The organism is Paenibacillus sp. 01T443, assembly GCF_056398325.1.
Window position 1 is genome coordinate 1 of record NZ_JBFTPE010000021.1, and the last position, 24,250, is coordinate 24,250.

The window sequence follows — 24,250 nt, forward strand, 5'->3', positions numbered from 1 at the left end:
CACACATTGCTGTGCTTCCACCCCGAACCTATCAACCTCGTCGTCTTCAAGGGGTCTTACATACTGGGAAATCTCATCTTGAGGGGGGCTTCACGCTTAGATGCTTTCAGCGCTTATCCCGTCCGTACTTGGCTACCCAGCGGTGCTCCTGGCGGAACAACTGGTACACCAGCGGTACGTCCATCCCGGTCCTCTCGTACTAAGGACAGCTCCTCTCAAATTTCCTGCGCCCGCGACAGATAGGGACCGAACTGTCTCACGACGTTCTGAACCCAGCTCGCGTACCGCTTTAATGGGCGAACAGCCCAACCCTTGGGACCTACTTCAGCCCCAGGATGCGATGAGCCGACATCGAGGTGCCAAACCTCCCCGTCGATGTGGACTCTTGGGGGAGATAAGCCTGTTATCCCCAGGGTAGCTTTTATCCGTTGAGCGATGGCCCTTCCATTCGGTACCACCGGATCACTAAGCCCGACTTTCGTCCCTGCTCGACTTGTAGGTCTCGCAGTCAAGCTCCCTTATGCCTTTGCACTCTTCGAATGATTTCCAACCATTCTGAGGGAACCTTTGGGCGCCTCCGTTACATTTTAGGAGGCGACCGCCCCAGTCAAACTGTCCACCTGACACGGTCCCCGAACCGGTTTCACGGTTCTAGGTTAGAACTCCGATACGATCAGGGTGGTATCCCAACGTCGCCTCCACACAAGCTGGCGCTCATGCTTCTCAGGCTCCCACCTATCCTGTACAGATCGTACCAAAGTCCAATATCAAGTTACAGTAAAGCTCCATGGGGTCTTTCCGTCTTGTCGCGGGTAACCTGCATCTTCACAGGTATTAAAATTTCACCGGATCTCTCGTTGAGACAGCGCCCAAGTCGTTACGCCATTCGTGCGGGTCAGAATTTACCTGACAAGGAATTTCGCTACCTTAGGACCGTTATAGTTACGGCCGCCGTTTACTGGGGCTTCGGTTCACAGCTTCGGGTTTAACCCCTAACCGCTCCCCTTAACCTTCCAGCACCGGGCAGGCGTCAGCCCGTATACTTCGCCTTACGGCTTCGCACAGACCTGTGTTTTTGCTAAACAGTCGCTTGGGCCTTTTCACTGCGGCCCCCTCGGGCTATTCACCCTACCGAGGCACCCCTTCTCCCGAAGTTACGGGGTCATTTTGCCGAGTTCCTTAACGAGAGTTCTTCCGCGCGCCTTAGCATGCTCTGCTCGCCTACCTGTGTCGGTTTGCGGTACGGGCACCTTCACCTGGCTAGAGGCTTTTCTTGACAGCCGGAGTACATGACCTTCGCTACTATAATTTTCGCTCCCCATCACAGCCCAGCCTAAYAGTGTGCGGATTTGCCTACACACTAGCCTCACTGCTTGGACGGGCTATTCCATCAGCCCGCGTCACTGCCCTTCTGTGTCACCCCATTGCTCATAACGGTTTACGGTGGTACAGGAATTTCAACCTGTTGTCCATCCACTACGCCTTTCGGCCTCGCGTTAGGTCCCGACTTACCCTGAGAGGACGAGCCTTCCTCAGGAACCCTTAGGCTTTCGGCGGACAAGATTCTCACTTGTCTTTTCGTTACTCATACCGGCATTCTCACTTGAATACAGTCCACCAGTCCTCACGGTCCAACTTCAATCCGTATTCAACGCTCCCCTACCCAAGTACCTAATGGYACATGTCATAGCTTCGGTGGTGTGTTTAGCCCCGTTACATTTTCGGCGCAGAGTCACTCGACCAGTGAGCTATTACGCACTCTTTAAATGGTGGCTGCTTCTAAGCCAACATCCTGGTTGTCTTTGCAACTCCACATCCTTTCCCACTTAACACACACTTGGGGACCTTAGCTGATGATCTGGGCTGTTTCCCTCTTGACAATGGATCTTAGCACTCACTGTCTGACTCCCGAGTAGCACGTCTATGGCATTCGGAGTTTGACTGGACTTGGTAACCCTTGGCGGGCCCCGCACCCAATCAGTGCTCTACCTCCACGACGCTCATTCCTCGAGGCTAGCCCTAAAGCTATTTCGGGGAGAACCAGCTATCTCCGAGTTCGATTGGAATTTCTCCGCTACCCCCACCTCATCCCCGCACTTTTCAACGTGCGTGGGTTCGGGCCTCCAGTGCGTGTTACCGCACCTTCACCCTGGACAGGGGTAGATCACACGGTTTCGGGTCTACGACCACGTACTTATTCGCCCTATTCAGACTCGCTTTCGCTACGGCTCCGTCTTCCCGACTTAACCTTGCACGTGATCGTAACTCGCCGGTTCATTCTACAAAAGGCACGCCATCACCCATTTAACGGGCTCTGACTTTTTGTAAGCGCACGGTTTCAGGTTCTTTTTCACTCCGCTTCCGCGGTGCTTTTCACCTTTCCCTCACGGTACTGCTTCACTATCGGTCACCAGGGAGTATTTAGCCTTGGCAGATGGTCCTGCCGGATTCCGACGGGGTTTCACGTGTCCCGCCGTACTCAGGATCCGTCTCGGAGRGTGCTTGCTTTCGGTTACAGGGCTTTTACCTGCTCTGGCGGGCCTTTCCAGACCTCTTCGCCTACCAAACACCTTTGTAACTCCRTGTGAGACGTCCTACAACCCCAAGGAGCAAGCTCCTTGGTTTGGGCTAATCCGCGTTCGCTCGCCGCTACTGACGGAATCACTATTGTTTTCTCTTCCTCAGGGTACTTAGATGTTTCAGTTCCCCTGGTATGCCTCTKAYYAASCTATGTATTCASTTRRTAGTAACTGTCCATTACGACAGCTGGGTTTCCCCATTCGGAAATCCTCGGATCAATGCCTGCTTACGGCTCCCCGGGGCGGTATCGTTGTTCGCCACGTCCTTCTTCGGCTCCTGGTGCCTAGGCATCCTCCGTGCGCTCTTACTAGCTTAACCCTCTCCCAGCTGAGCTATGGCCCCATATTAAGTTTACGACTTCCGAGAATTTATAGTGGTGGGCCTTAGTGGACTCGAACCACCGACCTCACCCTTATCAGGGGTGCGCTCTAACCAGCTGAGCTAAAGGCCCTTAATTCTCATCGTACGTATAAAAGGTGTAAGAACACCTGCTTGGCGACGTCCTACTCTCCCAAGACCCTGCGGTCTAAGTACCATTGGCGCTGGAGGGCTTAACGGTCGTGTTCGGTATGGGAACGYGTGGTTCCCCTCCGCCATCGCCACCAAACGGATGACATGACTTGCGTTGAAAGAKGATTAATCTYTCAAAACTGACAACGAGTAAGCGATAAACTGCCAMGTTTATCCGAACCTCATCGGGTYCGGGTATTTCCTTAGAAAGGAGGTGATCCAGCCGCACCTTCCGATACGGCTACCTTGTTACGACTTCACCCCAATCATCTACTGAGACCGACTTTGATAGGATTGGCTCCACCTCGCGGTTTCGCTTCCCGTTGTATCGGCCATTGTAGTACGTGTGTAGCCCAGGTCATAAGGGGCATGATGATTTGACGTCATCCCCACCTTCCTCCGGTTTGTCACCGGCAGTCATCCTAGAGTGCCCACCCGAAGTGCTGGCAACTAAGATCAAGGGTTGCGCTCGTTGCGGGACTTAACCCAACATCTCACGACACGAGCTGACGACAACCATGCACCACCTGTCTCCAATGCTCCGAAGAGGGGCACTATCTCTAATGCTTACATYGGGATGTCAAGACCTGGTAAGGTTCTTCGCGTTGCTTCGAATTAAACCACATACTCCACTGCTTGTGCGGGTCCCCGTCAATTCCTTTGAGTTTCAGTCTTGCGACCGTACTCCCCAGGCGGAATGCTTAATGTGTTAACTTCGGCACCAAGGGTATTGAAACCCCTAACACCTAGCATTCATCGTTTACGGCGTGGACTACCAGGGTATCTAATCCTGTTTGCTCCCCACGCTTTCGCGCCTCAGCGTCAGTTACAGCCCAGAAAGTCGCCTTCGCCACTGGTGTTCCTCCACATCTCTACGCATTTCACCGCTACACGTGGAATTCCACTTTCCTCTTCTGCACTCAAGCTTTGCAGTTTCCATTGCGACTTGGGGTTGAGCCCCAAGTTTAAACAACAGACTTACAAGGCCGCCTGCGCGCGCTTTACGCCCAATAATTCCGGACAACGCTTGCCCCCTACGTATTACCGCGGCTGCTGGCACGTAGTTAGCCGGGGCTTTCTTCTCAGGTACCGTCACCTTGGGAGCAGTTACTCTCCCAAGCATTCTTCCCTGGCAACAGAGCTTTACGATCCGAAAACCTTCATCACTCACGCGGCGTTGCTCCGTCAGACTTTCGTCCATTGCGGAAGATTCCCTACTGCTGCCTCCCGTAGGAGTCTGGGCCGTGTCTCAGTCCCAGTGTGGCCGATCACCCTCTCAGGTCGGCTACGCATCGTCGCCTTGGTGAGCCGTTACCTCACCAACTAGCTAATGCGCCGCGGGTCCATCTATAAGTGATAGATTGCTCCATCTTTCCCAGCTTATTACTCGTTGTTCAGTTTTCAAAGAGCAATCTTTTCTTTCGTGTCGGCCATGTGTCTCATTGGCGACTTTTATAATATATCACAGATGCCCAAGTTAATGCAAGTGTTTTTTTTATTTCTTTTTTTGAAGCCTGTTCACTTACTCTTGGCGCGAGAAATAATGTAACATATAAATGATGCAGGAGTCAACCTTTTACCCAAACCTTTTTACAAAACGTTAAACCACTACCCATTGAAGACCAACAATCAAGGCCACTCCAGGAACACCTAATGTTAACACCGTCCCAATTGTGACGGGATTGAGCGGAATATACATCCCAGGCACGAGCCCGGAATAATTCAAAAGGTACAATAATCCCGCTGCTAAAACAAGATGAAGAGCGAAGCTTCGAAGCAAGCCCCAAGACAGCTTGCTTCTAAAGAGGACGATAGCCAATAAAACTGAAGATACAATTAGGATGGATAACCATACCTCTTTCATAAACTCATTCCTCCCCAGGCTGGCCAATTATCACTCGTACGCTTTGCCATGCGAAGCAGCATCTCATATCTCTTCTCCGCTGTAATCAAATAATAAATGGCATAATCAATTTGATCTTTGCCGACAGCAGTGTTAAAAAACCGGTTGGCATTTTCCCAATCCCGATGAGCATCCGCTATTTCCATACGGATATTATCCATTTCTTTGGTCTGTTTTCCCAAGGTCGCTTGTTGTTTGCTGGTCAAACCTATCCCCTCCCGCTTGTCCCGGCTATTCACAGCTCTCTACTATATGTATAGGCTTGGACATTGGATTAGAACGAGATCTTGATCAGCCGTGTCTTAATGGAACAAAAAAAACGGTAGACCGAGTATAGACTCGATCTACCGCTTTGAAATAAATGAAACTTAATTGATTTCTCTTCGACCTTCTAACGCTTTCGATAACGTAACTTCATCCGCATATTCAAGATCCCCGCCAACCGGGAGCCCATGCGCAATACGCGTAACACGGATTCCAAATGGCTTAATAAGCCTCGATAAGTACATGGCTGTCGCTTCGCCCTCAATGTTCGGATTAGTTGCCAATATAAGCTCCTGCACACGCTCATCGCTTAGTCTTCGCAATAGTTCTGCAATTCGAATTTCATCCGGCCCGATACCTTCCATTGGAGAGATTGCGCCTTGGAGAACATGATATTGCCCTTGAAAATCCTTCATCCGTTCAATGGCCACTAAATCCTTCGATTCTTGAACGACGCAGATGACGGAATTATCACGAGACTTATCCTGGCATATTCTACATGGATCAGTATCGGTAATGTTGCAGCAAACCGAGCAATAGAACAAATTGCGCTTAACGCTTACTAGCGCCTTCGCAAAATCAATGACGTCGTCTTCTTTCATTCGAAGCACATGAAACGCCAGACGGGCGGCCGTTTTGGGTCCAATACCCGGTAATCGCGTAAAAGCATCAATTAATTTCGCTATCGGTTCGGGGTAATACAAAACTGGGTACAGCTCCTTTCAAACGGAAGCACGCTGCTTCTTAAAACAATCCCGGAATTTTCATTCCGCCTGTGAATTTACCCATATCTTTGTTCGCAAGCTCATCAACTTTGGAAAGTGCATCGTTGACAGCTGTAAGCACGAGATCCTGCAGCATTTCTACATCCTCCGGATCTACCGCTTCAGGCTTAATTGTAATGCTTAGAAGCTTCTTATGGCCGTTAGCAGATACAGTTACGACGCCGCCGCCTGCTGTTCCTTCAACCGTCTTTGTTTCAAGCTCTTCTTGCGCCTTCATCATTTGATCCTGCATCTTCTTAACTTGCTTCATCATTTGGTTCATATTGTTCATTTCCATTCACCTCATCATTAGTATTTAATCGTTATCCTTCACTACTACCAAGTCTTCGCCAAAAAGCTTTACGGCTTCTTCCACCCATACAGGCCTGCTTGACGATTGTGGTGCGTTAGGAGCATTAGAAGACTCATGCTCAAGCTGAAGCGTCTCGCTCTTCTGCGCGTCGGCTCCTTGTGCCGCGGCCTGCCAATCCTTCAGCATGACCGTTACAATCCGGAACGAACCTCCAAGCACGTCATGCATTACCTTTTCAATAATATCACGATTTGCCTGTTTTTCGGTCGTTTCACGGTGCATTGTATTCTTAAAAGCGACGAGGATTGCATCATCAGCAGAAGCAACGGGTTCTCCATCCTTCAACCAGGCGTGAACGGTTATTTTGGCATCCTTTACGCCCTGCAGCACATCATTCCATTTCATGCGGATCTGATTGAATTCCGGGCTTCCAGCTGTCGCTAAATACGGATCCAGCTTAACGGATGACCTTGCAATACCGCCCGAGCCACCGAACGAGGTGCGAACCGCATTCGTACGTGCAGCTTGCTTGCTAGCCGCTTGGTCAGCTGGAGATGCTTGGCCTCCGCCGGCCACGCCATTTTGAATGGCCTGCTCCAGCTTACGCTCCAGCGCTTCAATCTGCTGTCGCAATCGTCCTACCTCAGCAGATTGCGCACCGTTTGATGGAGATGAAGCAGCGCTTGCGGAAGCCGCTCCGCCTGCTGTTTGCTCGTCACCCAGGGTACATAACTTCATCAGAGCTACCTCAAACAAAGTTTGCGGCTGCGAGGCATGCTTCAGTTCCACTTGATAACGATTGAGCGTATCAATCATCGCAAACAACCGTGCAGGTGAAAAGGCTTCGGCCATCATTTTGAAGCGTTCTGGATCTACGATGCGTTCCGTCACCGCACCGCCCTGCGGAGCAAGCTTCATAACCAGCAAGTCACGGAAATAGTAAATTAAGTTTTCCATACATTTGTCCGCGCTTTTGCCTGCTTGCATCAAGCTTTCCACGAGCGGCATAACGGCTGATACATTACGATCCTTGACAGCCTCAGCCAGCTGATAAAAATGATCAGCAGCCATTCCGCCAGTCACATCGACCGCCGCTTCAAGAGTGATGCGATTACCGGCAAAGGCAGAAACCTGCTCCAGCAAGCTTATCGCATCACGCATACCGCCTTCGGATAATCTTGCGATATAAGCAATTGCATCCTTCTCAGCCTCTATACCCTCTTCTAGGCAAATCTTAAGCAAATGCTCTGTTTGCTCTTCAAGTGAAACCTGCCTGAAATCAAAACGCTGACAGCGTGAAATAATCGTAGCAGGTAGCTTATGCGGTTCAGTCGTCGCCAAGATAAAAATCACATGCCCCGGCGGCTCCTCCAATGTCTTTAGCAAAGCATTGAACGCCTCAGCCGTGAGCATATGTACTTCATCTATGATATAAACTTTGAACCGCACTTCTGAAGGTGCATATCGCACTTTATCACGAATATCACGTATCTCATCAATCCCGCGATTTGATGCAGCATCAATCTCGATTACATCCATAATATGTCCCGCAGTAATTCCTATGCAAGCATCGCATTCATTACAAGGCTCTTCAGCCGGACCGCGTTCGCAGTTAACCGCTTTCGCCAAAATTTTTGCGGCGCTTGTCTTTCCCGTCCCCCGAGGCCCGTTAAAAAGATAAGCATGCGACACGCGTTGTTCGCGAATGGAATTCTGCAGCGTTTGAATAATATGCTGTTGTCCAACCATGTCCTGAAACGTCTGCGGACGCCAGGCACGGTATAAAGCGATATGTGACACGCAGACCTTTCCTTTCAAGTTGCCTTTTCGTTACAAAAAAATTGCTATACCCCTATTATACAACAACTGTGTAGCAAGCAAAACTTTCTTTTGCCCGCCCCAATCCCATTCTATTAAAATAAAGTTCAATACACAAAAACACCTGCATCCGCTATTTCCGATAAAATTATCGAACAGCGTCAACAGGTGCTTCATTTGTTATTGGTGGTAAAAATCTTTTTAGTACCGTGCACCTACTCCTGATAAATGCGACCCAGGCGGCATCCTTGCACTACAGCTCGAGTCAGGCACTCCTCCGGCACATGAACTAATTTGCTTATGGCTGCTTCCTTCCGGACCTGACCGGGTTCACAAACGTCCATTGCGGAGGACCCAACTGTCAACACTGCTCGCAAGTGCCAAGACCCTACATCAGCATAACCTCAAGTAGGAATTCAACCTCGCTACAGCGGATTGCGAGTTACAGGGCACCGCTACCTCCCCATCTAGCACGGCAAAAATAAGTATAGCCCATTCCGTTGCAAAGCGCAACTCGTACAATTGAATTGGAAACGGATTACTGCTGATTATCTTTTCGCTTCCACATGAACCGAGTACCTCTGCATATTATGCTGTACAACAGATTGGGCCTTCGCGCGCAGCTGCTCAATCTGACCATCGGACAAGGACGAGTCTACATCTAAGTTCACATGAAGGTCCGTTCCGTTAAAATAAATTTGCGTATGCTCAATGCCGGCAATGGGCTCCAGCACTTGTTCGATCATGTTACCGTCCGCGTTATAGTTAAGGTATTGATGGCGATTCGGCAAGTTTGGATTGCTGTTGGAGTACCCCATATATCCATCGTGGCCATAGGTTTTCATCTTGTCCTGCTTGTTGCTCCCACAGGCAGTCAGCGTTATGGCTAACACCAAAACACATACCGCCATAATAAAAATTCGACATAAATGCAATGGTCTAGATAAATCAAACGGTTTCTTTTGCAATCAAAAAACCTCCCTTCTAACCAATAGGATGGCTGAGGGAGGCTCTTGTATTCTGCCAAATAAAGGCGGAACGATTTGTTGGATTAAATACCGTATTTCTTCTTGAAACGATCGACGCGGCCGCCAGCATCCAGGAACTTTTGCTTACCCGTGTAGAATGGGTGGCATTGGGAACAAACCTCTACGCGAAGGCTCGGTTTAATCGAACCAGTCTCGAAGGAATTTCCACAAGCGCAAGTTGCTGTAATGATGTGGTATGTCGGATGAATAGCTTGTTTCATCTCGTTCACCTCTTTCTGCCCTGAATCGCATGCGGACCCAGAGTTAAATCACACATCTCGGATTATAGCATGAACTCTTTTACAGTTGCAATGAATAATCGCTCATATGTCAATATTAGCTTTAATTACCGAAAATGGGACCTTTAACGAAGCAAGGCCGCCGGCGGAACATGCGTATAGGAGCCAATCACAACATCTGGCAGCTCCTCGCGGAAAATCTCAAGCATTTGCTTCATTCCATATATCTCGCCTTGCGCCTTTGGGATAATCGCCAAATAGCTTTCAGGATCGATATTCAGATTTCGCATTTGAATGAGCTTCAATCCCGTACGCTTCACAAAACCGATCATCGCTTCGATTTCTTCCTCACGGTCGGTAACGCCAGGGAAAATCAAGTAGTTAATAGAAGTATATACTCCATTATCGGACGCATACTTCAACGACTTCTCGACATTTTTTAATGTATAACCACGAGGTTTATAATAAGCATTATAGTGATCATCGAGCGCACTAATCGTGCTGACACGCATAAGATTAAGACCCGCATCGACAATTGCGCGCATATAGTCGGTCAGGCCGGCGTTCGTATTAATGTTAATATAACCAAGCGAGGTTTGACTGCGCACACGCTGCATCGCCTCAACAATAATTTTTGCTTGCGTTGAAGGTTCACCTTCACAGCCTTGTCCAAAGCTAATGATCGACTCCGGCTCGCGCAGATGCTCCAACATAATTTCAACAACCTCATCGACCGTCGGCTTGAAGTTCATCCGTGTCTGTGGAGCGACAAAGCCGCTGTCATCGGGTTGCTCGGAAATACAGCCAAAGCAGCCCGCATTACAAGAATAGGATACAGGGACAGCTCCTTCCCATCTTCCTAAAAAGGTGTTAGATGAGGTCAAGCACTCATAACCCAAAGCACAATTGGATAGATGCTTATAAAGCCGGTTCTCAGGATATTTGGCAAGTATGCGCTCGACTTGAATGCCTAACTCGCCACGGTCGCAATTAAGCGGATCCCATCTCTCCGGATCATCGCATTGCTCTGCCGTAACATAGAAGTTTCCATCTTTCCATACGACAGCCGTATAGCCGAAAAGAGGCAACTTTTCGTTCTTATCTGCCTTTACATAACCAGGCAGGCATAGCCGGGTAAAGCCTTGCGGCAGCAATGCACCCACAGCTTGAGCTCCGCCGGGCAGCATTTGCATTTCGCCAGTGTCTGGATTAAGTCCAATCGGCCTCGTGAAGGGCAGGCTTACTAAGGTCGCCCCGTTCGGAAGAGGAATCAATTCCTCCTCCATAATTTCCACAATCATATCACCGCTTCTGCCCAAGGCTATGAAGTCGGGATGGTCAAATACATTTCCTTGTTCATCCGCATATACGAGATTCATGTTGTTCTCCTTCCTGCGGTCTTACGAACCGTGCGTAGTTCTTGGCGTTGGGCGCCTGCTGGTCGTTGTCGTACTGCTTTTAATACCGGACCGCTCCGGCTTCGCTTCAACCGTTGTATCAAGAGACATGAGAAACTGTTCGTTATTCTCGCTGTCTTTAAGTTTTTTCAAGAAATTATCGACATAGTCCGGCGTATCCGTCATCCCTCTGCGGATGGCCCAAACCTTCTCAAGTTCTTCCTTCGTCAGCAGCATCTCTTCACGTCTCGTGCCTGATCTGCGCAAATCGAGAGCAGGGAAAATACGGCGCTCAGAAAGCTTACGGTCAAGATGAAGTTCCATGTTGCCGGTACCTTTAAATTCTTCATAAATGATATCATCCATACGCGAGCCGGTTTCGATCAATGCAGTTGCAAGAATCGTCAAGCTGCCGCCCTCTTCAACGTTACGGGCCGAACCAAAGAACCGTTTTGGACGGTGGAACGCTGCAGGATCAATACCGCCGCTAAGCGTGCGTCCAGATGGAGGAATAACCAAGTTATACGCCCTCGCAAGACGGGTGATACTATCCATCAAGATGACAACATCCTTCTTGTGCTCAACAAGACGAAGCGCTCTTTCAAGTACCAGCTCGGCTACTTTAATATGGTTTTCTGGCAGCTCATCAAATGTAGATGCGATAACCTCGCCTTTCACAGAGCGCTGCATATCCGTAACTTCCTCGGGACGCTCATCGATGAGCAGGACGAACAGTTTAATATCGGGACGGTTTTCTGAAATACTGTGGGCGATTTCTTTGAGCAGCAATGTCTTACCCGTCTTCGGAGGAGCAACGATTAGGCCGCGTTGTCCAAGTCCTACAGGAGCGAGCAAGTCCATCATGCGTGTGGAAAGCTTCGACGATGTCGTCTCAAGCACCAGCTTCTTTTCTGGATAAAGAGGAGTAAGCGCAGGAAAATGCAGTCGTTCCGAAGCCGTCTCAGGGTTTTCGCCATTTACGGCGTTGACCTGCAGCAAACCAAAGTAACGCTCATTTTCTTTTGGCGGGCGGCATTTACCTGATACAAGATCACCGCTTCTTAAATCAAACCTGCGAATTTGCGATGCTGAAATATAAATATCTTCCTTGCTCGGCAGATAGTTAATAGGCCGTAAAAATCCAAAGCCTTCCGACAAAATATCGAGCACGCCTTCCATAAACATAAGACCGCTCTTCTCAGCCTGTGAGCGTAGAATGGCAAAAATTAATTCCTTCTTCTTAAGCGTTCCGTAATAGGGAACCTGAAATTGCTTTGCTAATTTGTATAGCTCGGTCAACTTCATCTCTTCTAGATCCGCGATCTGAAGGTCTGTCATATTCTCACCACTTTATTCAATTTTCATTATGATTTTGTATATCTAGTAAAATCATAGGACTGATTAAACAGCATTGCCGAATTAGACGCCGTCTATTCCACAGCGTCTGCATCGTCCTACTACCTTATGATGAGGCTTCCGTTTCACGCCATACTTCAGCACCCAGCCGGCATAGATTTTCTACTAGATTATCATAACCTCGGTCAATATATTCGACACCTGATATTTCGGTAACACCTTCGTCAACAGTAAGCGCGGCAACAACAAGTGCAGCGCCTGCACGTAAATCAGCTGCTTTTACTTTTGCGGCATTGAGTTTCCCGCCCTCAATTACTGCCGAGCGACCTTCAACACGAATGTTAGCTCCCATACGAGAGAGCTCTGGGACATGCTTGAATCTGGTACCATAAACATAATCCGTTAAAATACTGACTCCGTTTGCTTGCGTAAGCAAGGTCGTCATTGGGGATTGAAGATCCGTAGGGAATCCAGGATATACAAGTGCCTTCACATCGATGGATGTATATTTAGGCCCGCCAATAATACGGATGGATTCATCCATTTCAATGACTTGAACACCCATCTCTTCCAGCTTAGCCGTCATGGCTTCTAAGTGCTTAGGAATAACATTATCGATAAGGACATCGCCGCGTGTTGCAGCAGCTGCAATCATGTACGTACCAGCTTGAATTCGATCAGGAATAATGGAATGTCGGCAGCCGTGAAGCCGGTCGACTCCTTCTATACGAATCGTCTCCGTTCCAGCACCTTTGATTTTTGCGCCCATGGCATTAAGGAGAGTAGCTACATCTATAATTTCAGGCTCTTTTGCCGCGTTTTCAATAATCGTTAATCCTTTGGCCCGGGAGGCCGCTAGCATAATATTAATTGTAGCTCCTACACTTGATACATCGAGATAAATTTTCGCGCCGCGCAGCTCTTTTGCAAAAATCCGAATCGAACCGTGATCATTGGTTACCGTAGCGCCTAATGCTTCAAACCCTTTAATATGTTGGTCAATCGGCCGCGGCTCAAAATTGCAGCCGCCAGGCATGCCTATCGTCGCTTCTCCAAATCTGCCAAGCATAGCGCCCATTAGATAATACGATGCTCGAAGCAGCTTTACTTTACCATTTGGCATTGCCTTAGAGACAAGCTCTGAAGGATCAATGCGCATCATATCGCCATCACGCTTTACGACAGCACCTAGTTCTTGCAAAATTTCGCTGTAAACAGCTACATCACTTATAATCGGCAGATTATCCAGCACAACTTCTGATTCTGCTAATATGGCAGCAGGCACAAGCGCAACCGCGCTATTCTTGGCCCCGCTGATCTGAACAGTACCGCGAAGCGGCCGTCCGCCGCGTATCATCAATTTCTCCATCTAATTATATTTCCTCCCGTAGATTGGAAGAGAATAAAGGAAGAACCGCCAAAGCAAGCGAGTGTTAAGCCCACTTGCCCTAATTGAGGCGGTTTGGTTCCTTTGCTCCTGTTATTACGCTTGGTTGTTGCTTCCGAACAAACGGATTATTCTTGGGTAACAGATAACAGCCTTCATCGCAATGCGAGCAGGCGTCATGTATTTGCGCGGATTGTACAAAGCCGCTTGGTTTTCAATATTTACATTGATTTTGCCTACGCCAGCTGTAGTCGACAAACGAATGGGTTCATCGTTTGGAACATTCTTGCTCAAGCTCTTCCAACTTGTCATTCTGAGACATTATAACATATTGGGACTTGGAAAAGTAAAGCTTGTTTTGCCACTTCCAAGAAATGAAAAAAAACGACATCGTCTTTGAACAATTGACGATGCCGTTTATTAGCTGAATTTATGAGCCTATTGCGAAGCGGCTTGCGGAATTTCCGCCACGCAGCTGCATGTTTACCGCGATCCGCATCTCGTCGATGTCGAATGGCTTCGTAAAGTGCATTAACGCGCCGAGATCCGTCGCTTCTTTGATCATATCGAGTTCACCGTAAGCAGTCATCATGATGACTTTGATGTTACGATCGATCGCTTTTACATGCTTCAAAATTTCGAGACCATCCATACCAGGAATTTTCATATCCAGCAGCACAAGATCAGGAGCTTCGTTTTTCACGATTTCCAAAGCCAGCTTGCCATTAGACGCTTGGAACGTATTGTAGCCCTCGCTGCTGAACACTTCCATTAGCAATACGCGAATACCGTTCTGATCATCAACGATCAATACTTTCTTCTTTTCCAACTCCAAATCCCCCCGCGACTGAGTTTACCTACAAAAATGGCCAACTCTTCCATAATCGTTAATATATTCGCTAAAGTGGGTATATAATCCTTCTCGCCACGAGAAAAACTTATCAGGTGTTGTTACAGAATATGCCATTGATAGAAATGACGAAAAATTACTCCGAGTAGTTAAGCGCAGCTTGTACGAATCCGCGGAACAATGGCTGCGGACGATTCGGTCTAGAAGTGAACTCAGGGTGGAACTGAACAGCCAAGAACCACGGGTGGTCAGCCATTTCTACCATTTCCACAAGACGTCCGTCCGGCGAAGTTCCGGAGATCGTCAGACCTGCTGATTCAATCGTTTCACGGTACTCATTGTTAAATTCATAACGATGACGGTGACGCTCGTAAACAAGCTCGTCTCCGTACTCCCGCTCAGCAAGTGTTTCGGGCTTCAGCTTGCACGGATACAGTCCTAGACGCATCGTACCGCCCATATCTTCAATGTCCTTCTGATCCGGCAGCAAATCAATAACCGGATACGGCGTGGACGAATTAATTTCCGAGCTATTCGCGCCTGCAAGTCCGGCAACGTTACGAGCATATTCAATGACAGCCACCTGCATACCTAAGCAGATACCGAAAAACGGAATTTTTCTCTCGCGAGCGTATTTGATTGCCGTAATCTTACCTTCAATACCGCGATCACCGAAGCCGCCTGGTACAAGGATGCCATGAACGCCTTGCAGCTGCTCATCCACATTCTCTTCCGTAAGCTCATCGGCATGCAGCCAGCGGATTTTTACTTCTGAATCGGAAGCGATACCCGCATGCTCAAGTGATTCCACAATACTTAGATAAGCATCGTGCAGAGCAACGTATTTACCTACAATCGCGATCTCCGTTTTCTTATGGAGCGATTTAACGCGTTTAACCAGTTCTTCCCATTCACGCATATCCGGCTGTTCGGTTTTCAGCTTCAGATGGTTTACGACAATTTCGTCGAGACCTTCTTCACGAAGCATCAAAGGAACCTCATACAACGTGGAAGCATCGCGGCACTCTACAACGGCATTTGCATCGATATCGCAGAACAGACCGATCTTACGCTTCAAATCTTCTGCAAGCGGATGTTCCGTACGGCATACAATGACGTTCGGCTGAATGCCGATGCTGCGCAATTCCTTAACACTGTGCTGGGTCGGCTTCGTTTTCACTTCGCCTGCAGCTTTGATATAAGGGATCAGCGTAACATGAATGTACATCACATTGTCGCGTCCAATATCACTCTTAATTTGACGGATGGCTTCAAGGAAAGGCAAGCTCTCAATGTCACCCACGGTACCGCCGATTTCTGTAATGACAACATCTGATCCCGCTTCTTTGCCGGCGCGGAATACACGATCCTTGATTTCATTCGTAATATGCGGAATAACCTGAACAGTTCCACCCAAGTAGTCGCCGCGGCGTTCTTTTGTAATTACGTTGGAATAGATTTTGCCGGACGTCACATTATTGTTCTTCGAAAGGTTAATATCGATGAACCGTTCATAGTGACCTAGATCCAAATCCGTTTCTGCACCATCATCGGTAACGAATACTTCACCGTGCTGGTATGGACTCATCGTTCCCGGGTCCACGTTGATGTAAGGGTCAAACTTCTGAATCGTTACTTTGAGGCCCCTGTTCTTCAGCAATCGGCCGAGCGAGGCTGCTGTAATCCCTTTGCCCAAAGACGACACTACGCCGCCGGTTACAAATATATATTTGGTCACTGTGATGATACCCTCCAAGCTCCTATGGTTAATGTTTAGGTTTGCCCATTTACTCGATAAACATGGATGCGGATACACTCCGCCCCTCCATCCAGTTTGTGGAAATGCATCCTACAGACCCATCCCTCACAAACAAAAAAAGTGACACCCGTAGCAACGGGGCACTTTTCCTTTTTTGGCATATATAAAAATATAAGCAAGCATAAGTTTGCTGTCATGCTGCGCTTATATTTCATCGCGTGACGCGCCTTTGCCTCGATTAGACGGCAACTGTCGTACACGATTGTATGCATTATTTGTTAACCGAATCTTTAGCCCATGAGATAGTTTACTCTGCGCTTGTAGCACCTGTCAAGCTAAACCGACAGGATACTTGGTACGCCGCTGCCATTTATTCAGGCAAGGGCTCGTACCACGGTAAATGAAGACCAAGTATAAGCTTGTTGAATTTTCGGCCTTAGCCATTCAGCAAACTACTTGCCGCCACTTTCCTCTTCTTCCTCGAAATCCTCATCATCCGAATCATCGTCATCTGCATCCAATTCGCCGTCGACCTCTTCTTCGTCCAGCTCCTCGTCATCGATGACTACTTCCTCATCAACTTCCGCTTCCTCTTCTGCTTCTTCAAAGTCCTCACGGTCCTCGTCGAATACATCGTAGTCTTCTTCAGCCTCTGCGTAAGTATCCTCTTCTTCGTCTGCGAACACATCATCATCCTCGAGATCATCGTCGTCGTTGATGATCCGAGTACGCTTCGCATTGCCTACAGGATCCTCAGAACGCTCAACCGGATACCAGCGCTTCAGTCCCCACATGTTGCTGCCAACACATGCAAAACGGCCGTCAATATTGATTTCCGTATATACCTGGGCGATGAACTGGTTGATTCCATCCGCGGAAAGACCGCGTATTTTAGCGATCTCCATCATAAGATCGCGATAGTAGTAAGGCGTATTAGCCGCTTTCAGCACTTCAAAGGCCAAATCGACCATAGGCATTTCCTTCATACGTTCAGGATCCAGCTTTAACGTAAAATTGCTGCTGCTCATATGGACACATCCTCTCTTGCCAATCAAATTATGTACAAGTTTATTCCTTCAAAATGCAAGGATCGTGTACGTTTCCCTCTTATACACCGCTCACATTTCATTGCGAAGCGAGCGGATACTGCCAGAGGATGGCATCCGTCGTTTACGCTAGTCAAAGTATAGTAAAACCTATTTCCTCCAAAAAAGCAAGCGACCCTTAGCGCTCCGGCACAGCTTGGACTTAAATGCAAAAAGCGAAAGGATAAACCTTCCGCTTTGACTGTATCCATCCGGCCATGACACGAGGTAACGTACCTTGGACGTAAGAGCCCCTGAGAACTCTTTGTTCATCGTATGTACCCGGGCGATTTTTGACACGGTTTGTTGCCTATTTATGCGAAAAAAGGCAAGTTGCTCATGCGTTATCGAACGCTCGGTCATACAATAGTGCAGCATGGTCCGTCGGGAGGGGAAGCCAAGTTTGGACACCGTCGCTTTTATCCGCTTGTTGCAGGATACGATGGCTTGCACGGACACAACGACTGAAAAACGAATCATTCGTTTTCAGCGTGCGAGCGACTACCGATACTTCCTACAGCAAATGCCTCAGGTCGCTTCGTCGTCACCACAAAAAAGCATCAGAAAAATGCCTAGCATTCTTGGAATAGCTTGCAGGTTGCCGGCCGAGGAAACGCTTGAGCGGTTCTCGGGCCGAATATGGATTGAAAAGGACTGCAAAATAAGCGTTCATTCTTCAACGCAAAAGTCGATTACTGTAGATAAAGGTATTCCTTGGGGCGTCAATCAAATTAAAGCCCCGCAAGCATGGGGTACTACGACCGGCCACCGGATAAAGGTCGGCGTCATCGATACGGGGGTTGATTTCAGCCATCCCGATCTCCAGCACTCGCTCTCGCGAGGCATCAATTTGTTAAACCGCAGCATGCTCCCGCATGATGATAACGGTCACGGCACGCATATTGCCGGAACCATCGCGGCAGCCAATCAGCTTCAGGGCATGATCGGCGTTGCGCCGCGCGCGTTGGTTTCTCCTGTCAAAGCCTTCGACCATAATGGGAGCGCCTTCGTTTCCGACATTATTCTCGGTATTGAGTGGTGCATACGCAATCGCATGAACGTGATCAACATGAGCTTCGGCATGAAGACAAGAAGCAAAGCTCTGCTTGGCGCGGTCATAAATGCCCATAATGCCGGGATTATCATCGTCGCTTCCTCCGGTAACGATGGGAAGCGGCGCTCTGTCGATTACCCGGCGCGCTATCCGCAGACAATCGCTGTCGGCGCAACCAACAAGCTCCGCCGCGTTGCTCCCTTCAGCAATCGCGGCGCATACATCGATGTCTATGCACCCGGCGATAAAATCGTATCGGCTTGGCTCCGCGGCAAATACAACGAGATGAGCGGCACGTCTATGGCTACCTCGCATGTCAGCGGAGCAATAGCGCTCTTGCTCGCGCATAAGCAGGGACTTACGCCTTCCGAGATCAAGGCTATTATTAAACGCTCCGTGCAGTCTCTAAGGGGCAGCAAAGCCCGCCGAACGATCGGCGAGCTTGATGTGATGCGTATGATGCAAGCCGTGGATAAGGCCTGAATCCACGGCTTGTTTTTATGAGGCGGATCTTACATACGCTCAGGGGCAGAAACACCGACAAGACGCAGCACGTTGGCAATCGAAATACGAACGGCGGCAAGCAACGCAAGGCGGGCCTGCGACTGATCGGCATCCTCCGTAATCACGCGCTCCGCTCTGTAATAGCTGTGGAATTGTGACGCCAGCTCATACACATAGCGGATAAGGCGATGCGGCGCGTATTGCGCAGCCGCTTCCGAGATTTCCTGCGGCAGCTCGCCAATCTTACGCAAAAGATCGAACTCGCCTTCAGCAGTCAGCTTACTGAAATCAATGCTATCTGCAGCATTGAGCACTAGGCCCTGCTCTTCGGCTTGCCTAAATATGCTGCAAATCCGCGCATGTGCATATTGCACATAGAAAACCGGATTTTCATTTGAAGTAGAGATGGCAAGATCCATATCGAAATCAAGATGCGAATCCATGCTCCGCATGGAGAAGAAGTAACGAATCGCGTCGATGCCAACCTCGTCCATCAGATCCTCCATCGTAACGGCTTTACCCGTACGCTTGGACATTTTCATTTTTTCGCCGTTTTGGAACAAGCTGACCATTTGTGCAATGAGCACGGTCAATTTCTTCGGATCGTTGCCAAGCGCCTCCATGGCTGCTTTCACACGCGGGATATAACCATGGTGGTCGGCGCCCCAAATGTTGATCATTTGATCGAAGCCGCGACCGAATTTGTCGCGGTGATAAGCGATATCCGGCGTCAAATAAGTGTAGGAGCCGTCATTTTTCACAAGGACACGGTTTTTGTCATCGCCAAAGGTCATCGTAGACAGCCAAGTTGCGCCTTCTTCTTCATAAACATGCCCTGTCGCTTTTAGAGCTTCAAGACCTTGCTCTACTTGACCGCTCTCATATAGCGCTGTCTCGCTGTACCAAACATCGAAACCTACGCGGAATCTTCCAAGATCGCGTTTGATCTTGTCCAGCTCGCGCTCCAAACCAAACTGACGGAAAAACGTAAACCGTTCTTGATCGGGGAGCTCCAGCAGCTTGTCCCCTTCTTGCTCGACCAGCAGCTTTGCAAAACCGATGATATCCTCGCCGTAATAACCGTCTTCCGGCATTTCAGCAGTTTGTCCAAGCGCCTGGCGGTAACGAGCCTCGATGGACACGGCCAGATTCTCTACCTGCTTTCCGGCATCATTAATATAGTATTCGCGAGTAACATCGTATCCCGCGTAATCCAGCACGTTACACAGCGCGTCGCCCACGGCCGCACCGCGCGCGTGTCCAAGATGCAGGCTGCCTGTCGGATTCGCGCTGACGAACTCCACCTGAACGCGTTTGCCGTTGCCGTCTAAAGTCCGTCCGTAGTTTTCGCCGGCTTCGATCGCAGCACTTACAACCGGATAAAGGTAGCTGTTGTCCATGCGGAAGTTGATAAAGCCCGGGCCTGCAATCTCTGCGGATTGAATGGACGCTTTTTTCGTATCCAAGTTCGCTATGATCGCTTCCGCAATCTGGCGTGGATTTTTCTTCGCAAGCTTCGTCAACTGCATCGCAGCATTGGTTGCCAAATCTCCATGGGATTTATCCTTAGGCACTTCTATGACGAAAGCAGGAAGCTCTTCCCGCGCCGCTAGGCCTGCTGCTACTGCTGCATCCGCGATGGCCGCCTTTACCTGCTCGTACATTTTCTCTAATACATTTGCACTCATTAATTTATATCCTCCTGTATATGGAGCCGTATATGGAAACGACCCGACATTTGATCATCTACGTGCATTTCGTACTTCCATTCCAACGTAAAAGGCAGCTGCTCCGGCAATGATTCCGCAGCTACGCTCCCGCCTTCGCCATCCGGCAGCTGCAGCGATAGTAGCGTCGTATCCGTTTCAAGCGAAAATGAGGTCATTGACGAATCGTATCGGCCCGTGCGCCTAAGTCCCGGCACAAACAGCTGCTCCGATTCAATCACGCCCCGACGCATGATGGACAGCTCGCCCTGACGGTATTTTACAAGCGTACGCACTTCTCCGGCCTTTGGATCGCCTTCTACTGCCGGCTCGCTGTAGCGAATATAAATCGACCGCTCCTTGCGGAACCATTCGCCTTCATAAACGTGAACATGCGAGCTTCCGTCCTGTACGCTCTCCAAAGTAATTCGCACTTTCCTGTTTTCAGCCATCATCTTGCTCCTGTTATCAGTCTAATCTTATGTAACTACTATATACAGGTAGCCTCTTAATTTCAACGCTAGAGCACGGTTAAGTTGTGGCATACGGCACAATTGCTCGCCACGCCTCCACCCGATCCTCCAGTGTTCGCATTCTCTGAGTAGGAATCGGACTCGAAGAAGGAAGCTTAAGCAGCGTTATTTGTTTAAAGCTGTCATGCCCCCGGTAAAACTTGTGAAAAGTGTCATAAGCCTTCGCACCGTTAAAAGCAAAACATCGCAGCTCTGGGTATTTGGCAACAAGCTCAGGCAATTTCTGCGGCACCTCCGCGCGTATATTCACGTCCAAGCTGCCTTCCCGCTCGCAGGACTCGATCACGTCCCACAGCGCCAGTCGATGCTCCTTCAGGAAAGCAAGACGGTTTTCATAGACGGGATCCATGTCTGAGTCGTTAAACAAGCGGTATATGATTCGCCACATAAAGTTTTGAGGATGCCCGTAAAATTGCTGGTGCTCAAGCGATTTCACGCTTGGCGCAGTCCCCAAAATAAGCACGCGGGCGCGTTCGTCAATAACAGGCGGAAATGAATAGATGCGCATAGAAGATTGCCCCTTTATGTTAAATTCCATTGTGATAGTTGTGACAAACGATAATTCAATTCTAGCCTAGTCCATCTCCTTGTATTTACCCTATCGGAGAGCTTCGGTGTCTCGCCCTGGACTACATCAAAATAAAAGCAGTCCTAAATGCAGCTAAAACTATTTGAAGACTCCCGATCTATTACCTAGGTTCATAGCGCGAAAATTGGGCCGCTAGCTTCCGGATCATGAGCTACATCGTAGTTTGCACATTGGACTCTTTCCTTAATCGCCTCGTCTAAACGGCATCTCCATTCCTCACCGCGGCCATCAGTCGAGAGCTTCACCAGCCCTCTATTGACCTTTGACCTTTCTAAAGCAAAGTATGCAGCTAGCGAGCCGCAACTGCATGAAAGCAAAGAGGCTGTCTACATTAGGCATTCAGCCTTCTGTGACAGCCGCTTGGATCTACGGGTTCTACGGTTTAGCAGGTATTTTAATTTTTTGACCAGGATAAATCAAGTTCGCGTTATTGAGCTTATTATAGCTGGCCAGCTTCTGCCACGTTGTTCCATACTTCCGCGCAATGGCAAATAACGTATCACCCGGTTTCACTGTATATACCGTTTCCTGAGGCACCGAGACGACCGGCTTTTCAGGCTTGGATGGTTCTGCCGGCTTCGATGGCTGTTCCGGCGGCACAACAGCAGTCTTCTTGCTCAGGTCCAGCTTAAACTCCGCGTATCCATCTTCCGTATCCGCGGCGAAGGCAATCGATTTATTCGCTTCATCTACATTTTTCGCTTCCGGCGAGGTCTTAAACGTAACATTCACCGTGTCGTTGATTGGGGCGAGCGACCAGTTCCCGTCAGCTGTCGGATTAATCGTCTTGAAGGATCGGATATAGTCGATTACAACCTGGCGGTTCTCGTCGGGTGCAGCAAGAATGATGCGTTTGCCGTCAGGGTTTGCGAATTTGCTGGAGGATGCGCGGTAGTTGTTAGAAGCAACAACAAACTTTTGATCCGCTTTAATCGGTTTGCCTCCAAATTGCAAATTAACAATCCGTTTCGCACCCTCGTTCTTGAGCACTCCGTTCGCTTCATACTTCGGCGGCTGCGTGACATCAATTTGATAAGTGACACCGTCAATAACATCAAAATTGTAGGTTGGAAAATCATAATTGATCAACTCTTGCTTCTCCTTGCTCTTTGCGTCAATCTGTTTGAATTGTCCTGCAGACCACTCAAGCCATTCTTTAAGCTCGGCCCCCGTGACGAGTACAGCGTTCACCGTATTGGAGTACAAATACAAATCGGCCACGTTCTTTATTGCAATGTCGCCTGCTTTAATACTCGTATAATAGTTTGGCCCTTGGCGTCCTCCTGCTTTGAAAGGAGCCCCTGCCGACAATACGGGAAGACCCTCGTATTCCGTTCCTTGCAGCTGCTTCTCGACATACCATTTCTGTGCGTTGGTGACGATCTGAATGGATGGGTCGTCCTGAATAAGGGCGAACCAGCTATTGATGGACGCTGTTGTTTTGCCGACAGGTCCCCGCACATACGCCAGCGTATTCTCATGATCCTCTTTTACGGCATCGATGACGGTTTGGTCAGCCTCGACGAGGGGCACCTTGTTGACCGCATCATAAATGGGTTTCACCTCGGCCTTCGAATCGGTAACCGTCCATTTCCCTTCCTTTTTCTCCAGCGTAAGATCGATAATGCCAAGATTATTCCCCCAGAAGCCCGGCTCGACGGACGGAACCCCGTTAATGGTGCCTTTGGCAAGATCGACTCCTGTTTTGCCTTCAAAGGATTTGTCGGGGAACACTTTATGCGCATGCCCGAACAAAATCGCGTCAATGCCCGCTACCTTGCTTAAATAAAGCACCGAATTTTCCATAAGTGGCATTTGCGGGATATCCTCAAAGCCCGAGTGTGGAATCGCAACGATAAGATCCGCACCCTTTGCCTTTATTTCCGGCACAAATTTCTCAGCCGTCTTCACGATATCCTTAACGATAACCTTTCCATCCAAATGCGCTTTGTCCCATTGCGTAATTTGCGGCGGCACAAACCCGATTACCCCCACCTTCAGATTATGCTTTACGCCGGCGCTATCTGTGACTTCCTTGTCGAGAATGAGATAGGGTTCAAATAAATTAACATCATTCGTCTCGTCTTTATCTCCATCGTCCTTATATATGTTGGCATTGATGTATGGGAAATCCGCCCCTGCCAGAGAGGTTTCCAAAAATGAAAGGCCATAATTGAATTCATGATTGCCTAAATTGCCTGCGTCATAATCAAGCAAATTCATTGCTTTGTAGACGGGATGAGTCTCTCCCTGCTGCAGTTTATCGACTGTTGCGACGTAATCGCCTAGCGGATTGCCTTGAATCAAATCGCCATTATCGAATAATAAGCTGTTCGGGGCTTCCTGCCGGGCTTTCTTAATAAGGGACGCTGTTTTCGCCAGCCCATATTCATCCGTAGGCTTGTCCGCGAAATAATCATAGTTCACCATGTTCACATGCAGATCCGACGTTTCCAAAATACGAAGCTTCACAGTGCTTTCCGTGCCCGCTTCAGCTGTTACCGTAAGCGGCATTGCGACGAGACTGGCAGAAATGACAGCCGCTAACGTTCCCTTCCACATCGATTTGTACGGTTTCACCACCCATAACTCCTCCTTTAATCTCTTTCTG

General features: G+C 48.8%; 19 protein-coding genes, 1 tRNA gene, 3 rRNA genes and 1 other RNA gene. 1 reads left to right on the plus strand and 23 read right to left on the minus strand.

Going from position 1 to position 24,250, the window contains the following annotated elements:
- The 19 genes from AC1DLI_RS27450 to rpoE all read right to left on the minus strand — a co-directional run.
- Positions 1 to 2,898 (minus strand): 23S ribosomal RNA (locus AC1DLI_RS27450); the annotation flags it as partial.
- A gap of 56 nt (positions 2,899 to 2,954) precedes the next feature.
- A tRNA-Ile gene (locus AC1DLI_RS27455) sits at positions 2,955 to 3,031 on the minus strand.
- A gap of 39 nt (positions 3,032 to 3,070) precedes the next feature.
- Positions 3,071 to 3,187, minus strand: a 5S ribosomal RNA gene (gene rrf / locus AC1DLI_RS27460).
- A gap of 110 nt (positions 3,188 to 3,297) precedes the next feature.
- Positions 3,298 to 4,698, minus strand: a 16S ribosomal RNA gene (locus AC1DLI_RS27465).
- Positions 4,691 to 4,954, minus strand: coding sequence for a pro-sigmaK processing inhibitor BofA family protein (locus tag AC1DLI_RS27470; protein WP_477607835.1), 264 nt, complete (start codon positions 4,952 to 4,954; stop codon positions 4,691 to 4,693). Before AC1DLI_RS27470 ends, AC1DLI_RS27465 begins: the two co-directional genes overlap by 8 nt.
- Entirely contained in the window at positions 4,951 to 5,199 is a 249-nt protein-coding gene (locus AC1DLI_RS27475) for a DUF2508 family protein (RefSeq protein WP_308998692.1), read from the minus strand. The genes AC1DLI_RS27470 and AC1DLI_RS27475 overlap by 4 nt, the downstream gene beginning before the upstream one ends.
- A 162-nt stretch (positions 5,200 to 5,361) precedes the next feature.
- Complete coding sequence (recR, locus tag AC1DLI_RS27480) at positions 5,362 to 5,961, minus strand: recombination mediator RecR (protein WP_053373262.1); 600 nt, start codon at positions 5,959 to 5,961, stop codon at positions 5,362 to 5,364.
- 40 nt (positions 5,962 to 6,001) lie between these two features.
- Positions 6,002 to 6,313: a YbaB/EbfC family nucleoid-associated protein gene (locus tag AC1DLI_RS27485; protein ID WP_053373263.1), complete on the minus strand. Its 312-nt coding sequence runs from the start codon at positions 6,311 to 6,313 to the stop codon at positions 6,002 to 6,004.
- Between the two features lie 24 nt (positions 6,314 to 6,337).
- Complete coding sequence (dnaX, locus tag AC1DLI_RS27490) at positions 6,338 to 8,134, minus strand: DNA polymerase III subunit gamma/tau (protein WP_477607838.1); 1,797 nt, start codon at positions 8,132 to 8,134, stop codon at positions 6,338 to 6,340.
- Between the two features lie 225 nt (positions 8,135 to 8,359).
- An RNA gene (gene ffs / locus AC1DLI_RS27495) (signal recognition particle sRNA large type) lies at positions 8,360 to 8,628 on the minus strand.
- Positions 8,629 to 8,700: 72 nt separating this feature from the next.
- On the minus strand, positions 8,701 to 9,120 hold the full coding sequence (locus AC1DLI_RS27500) for a hypothetical protein (RefSeq protein ID WP_477607840.1): 420 nt from the start codon (positions 9,118 to 9,120) through the stop codon (positions 8,701 to 8,703).
- Between the two features lie 83 nt (positions 9,121 to 9,203).
- A complete protein-coding gene (gene rpmE / locus AC1DLI_RS27505; protein ID WP_053373265.1) occupies positions 9,204 to 9,401 on the minus strand; it encodes a 50S ribosomal protein L31 in 198 nt (65 codons plus the stop codon).
- A gap of 143 nt (positions 9,402 to 9,544) precedes the next feature.
- Complete coding sequence (locus AC1DLI_RS27510) at positions 9,545 to 10,798, minus strand: radical SAM family protein (protein ID WP_477607842.1); 1,254 nt, start codon at positions 10,796 to 10,798, stop codon at positions 9,545 to 9,547.
- A 21-nt stretch (positions 10,799 to 10,819) separates the two neighbouring features.
- Positions 10,820 to 12,154 carry a transcription termination factor Rho gene (gene rho / locus AC1DLI_RS27515; RefSeq protein ID WP_477607844.1) on the minus strand — a complete coding sequence of 445 codons (1,335 nt, stop codon included), beginning with the start codon at positions 12,152 to 12,154 and terminating at the stop codon, positions 10,820 to 10,822.
- Positions 12,155 to 12,278: 124 nt separating this feature from the next.
- Complete coding sequence (locus AC1DLI_RS27520) at positions 12,279 to 13,541, minus strand: UDP-N-acetylglucosamine 1-carboxyvinyltransferase (protein ID WP_477607846.1); 1,263 nt, start codon at positions 13,539 to 13,541, stop codon at positions 12,279 to 12,281.
- A gap of 114 nt (positions 13,542 to 13,655) precedes the next feature.
- Positions 13,656 to 13,853 (minus strand): hypothetical protein, encoded by a 198-nt coding sequence (locus tag AC1DLI_RS27525; protein WP_477607848.1) that lies wholly within the window; start codon positions 13,851 to 13,853, stop codon positions 13,656 to 13,658.
- Positions 13,854 to 13,989: 136 nt separating this feature from the next.
- Positions 13,990 to 14,388, minus strand: coding sequence for a response regulator (locus AC1DLI_RS27530; RefSeq protein ID WP_477607850.1), 399 nt, complete (start codon positions 14,386 to 14,388; stop codon positions 13,990 to 13,992).
- A 157-nt stretch (positions 14,389 to 14,545) separates the two neighbouring features.
- Positions 14,546 to 16,147 carry a CTP synthase gene (locus AC1DLI_RS27535; protein WP_477607852.1) on the minus strand — a complete coding sequence of 534 codons (1,602 nt, stop codon included), beginning with the start codon at positions 16,145 to 16,147 and terminating at the stop codon, positions 14,546 to 14,548.
- Between the two features lie 473 nt (positions 16,148 to 16,620).
- On the minus strand, positions 16,621 to 17,196 hold the full coding sequence (gene rpoE / locus AC1DLI_RS27540) for a DNA-directed RNA polymerase subunit delta (protein ID WP_477607854.1): 576 nt from the start codon (positions 17,194 to 17,196) through the stop codon (positions 16,621 to 16,623).
- A 460-nt stretch (positions 17,197 to 17,656) separates the two neighbouring features.
- Here rpoE and AC1DLI_RS27545 point away from each other — a divergent pair, with 460 nt between their 5' ends.
- Entirely contained in the window at positions 17,657 to 18,790 is a 1,134-nt protein-coding gene (locus AC1DLI_RS27545) for a S8 family peptidase (RefSeq protein ID WP_308998683.1), read from the plus strand.
- A 29-nt stretch (positions 18,791 to 18,819) separates the two neighbouring features.
- On the opposite strand, the gene argS is transcribed toward AC1DLI_RS27545, so the two are convergent.
- The 4 genes from argS to AC1DLI_RS27565 all read right to left on the minus strand — a co-directional run bounded on the left by argS (position 18,820) and on the right by AC1DLI_RS27565 (position 24,201).
- The gene (gene argS, locus AC1DLI_RS27550) at positions 18,820 to 20,499 is read right to left on the minus strand and encodes an arginine--tRNA ligase (RefSeq protein WP_477607856.1); all 1,680 of its coding nucleotides are present in this window, start codon (positions 20,497 to 20,499) and stop codon (positions 18,820 to 18,822) included.
- Entirely contained in the window at positions 20,499 to 20,969 is a 471-nt protein-coding gene (locus AC1DLI_RS27555; RefSeq protein ID WP_477607858.1) for a YwiB family protein, read from the minus strand. Before AC1DLI_RS27555 ends, argS begins: the two co-directional genes overlap by 1 nt.
- Positions 20,970 to 21,048: 79 nt before the next feature.
- Positions 21,049 to 21,558, minus strand: a complete 510-nt coding sequence (locus tag AC1DLI_RS27560) for a DNA-deoxyinosine glycosylase (RefSeq protein WP_477607860.1) — start codon at positions 21,556 to 21,558, stop codon at positions 21,049 to 21,051.
- A gap of 456 nt (positions 21,559 to 22,014) precedes the next feature.
- Complete coding sequence (locus AC1DLI_RS27565) at positions 22,015 to 24,201, minus strand: bifunctional 2',3'-cyclic-nucleotide 2'-phosphodiesterase/3'-nucleotidase (protein ID WP_477607969.1); 2,187 nt, start codon at positions 24,199 to 24,201, stop codon at positions 22,015 to 22,017.
- Positions 24,202 to 24,250: the final 49 nt, after the last annotated feature.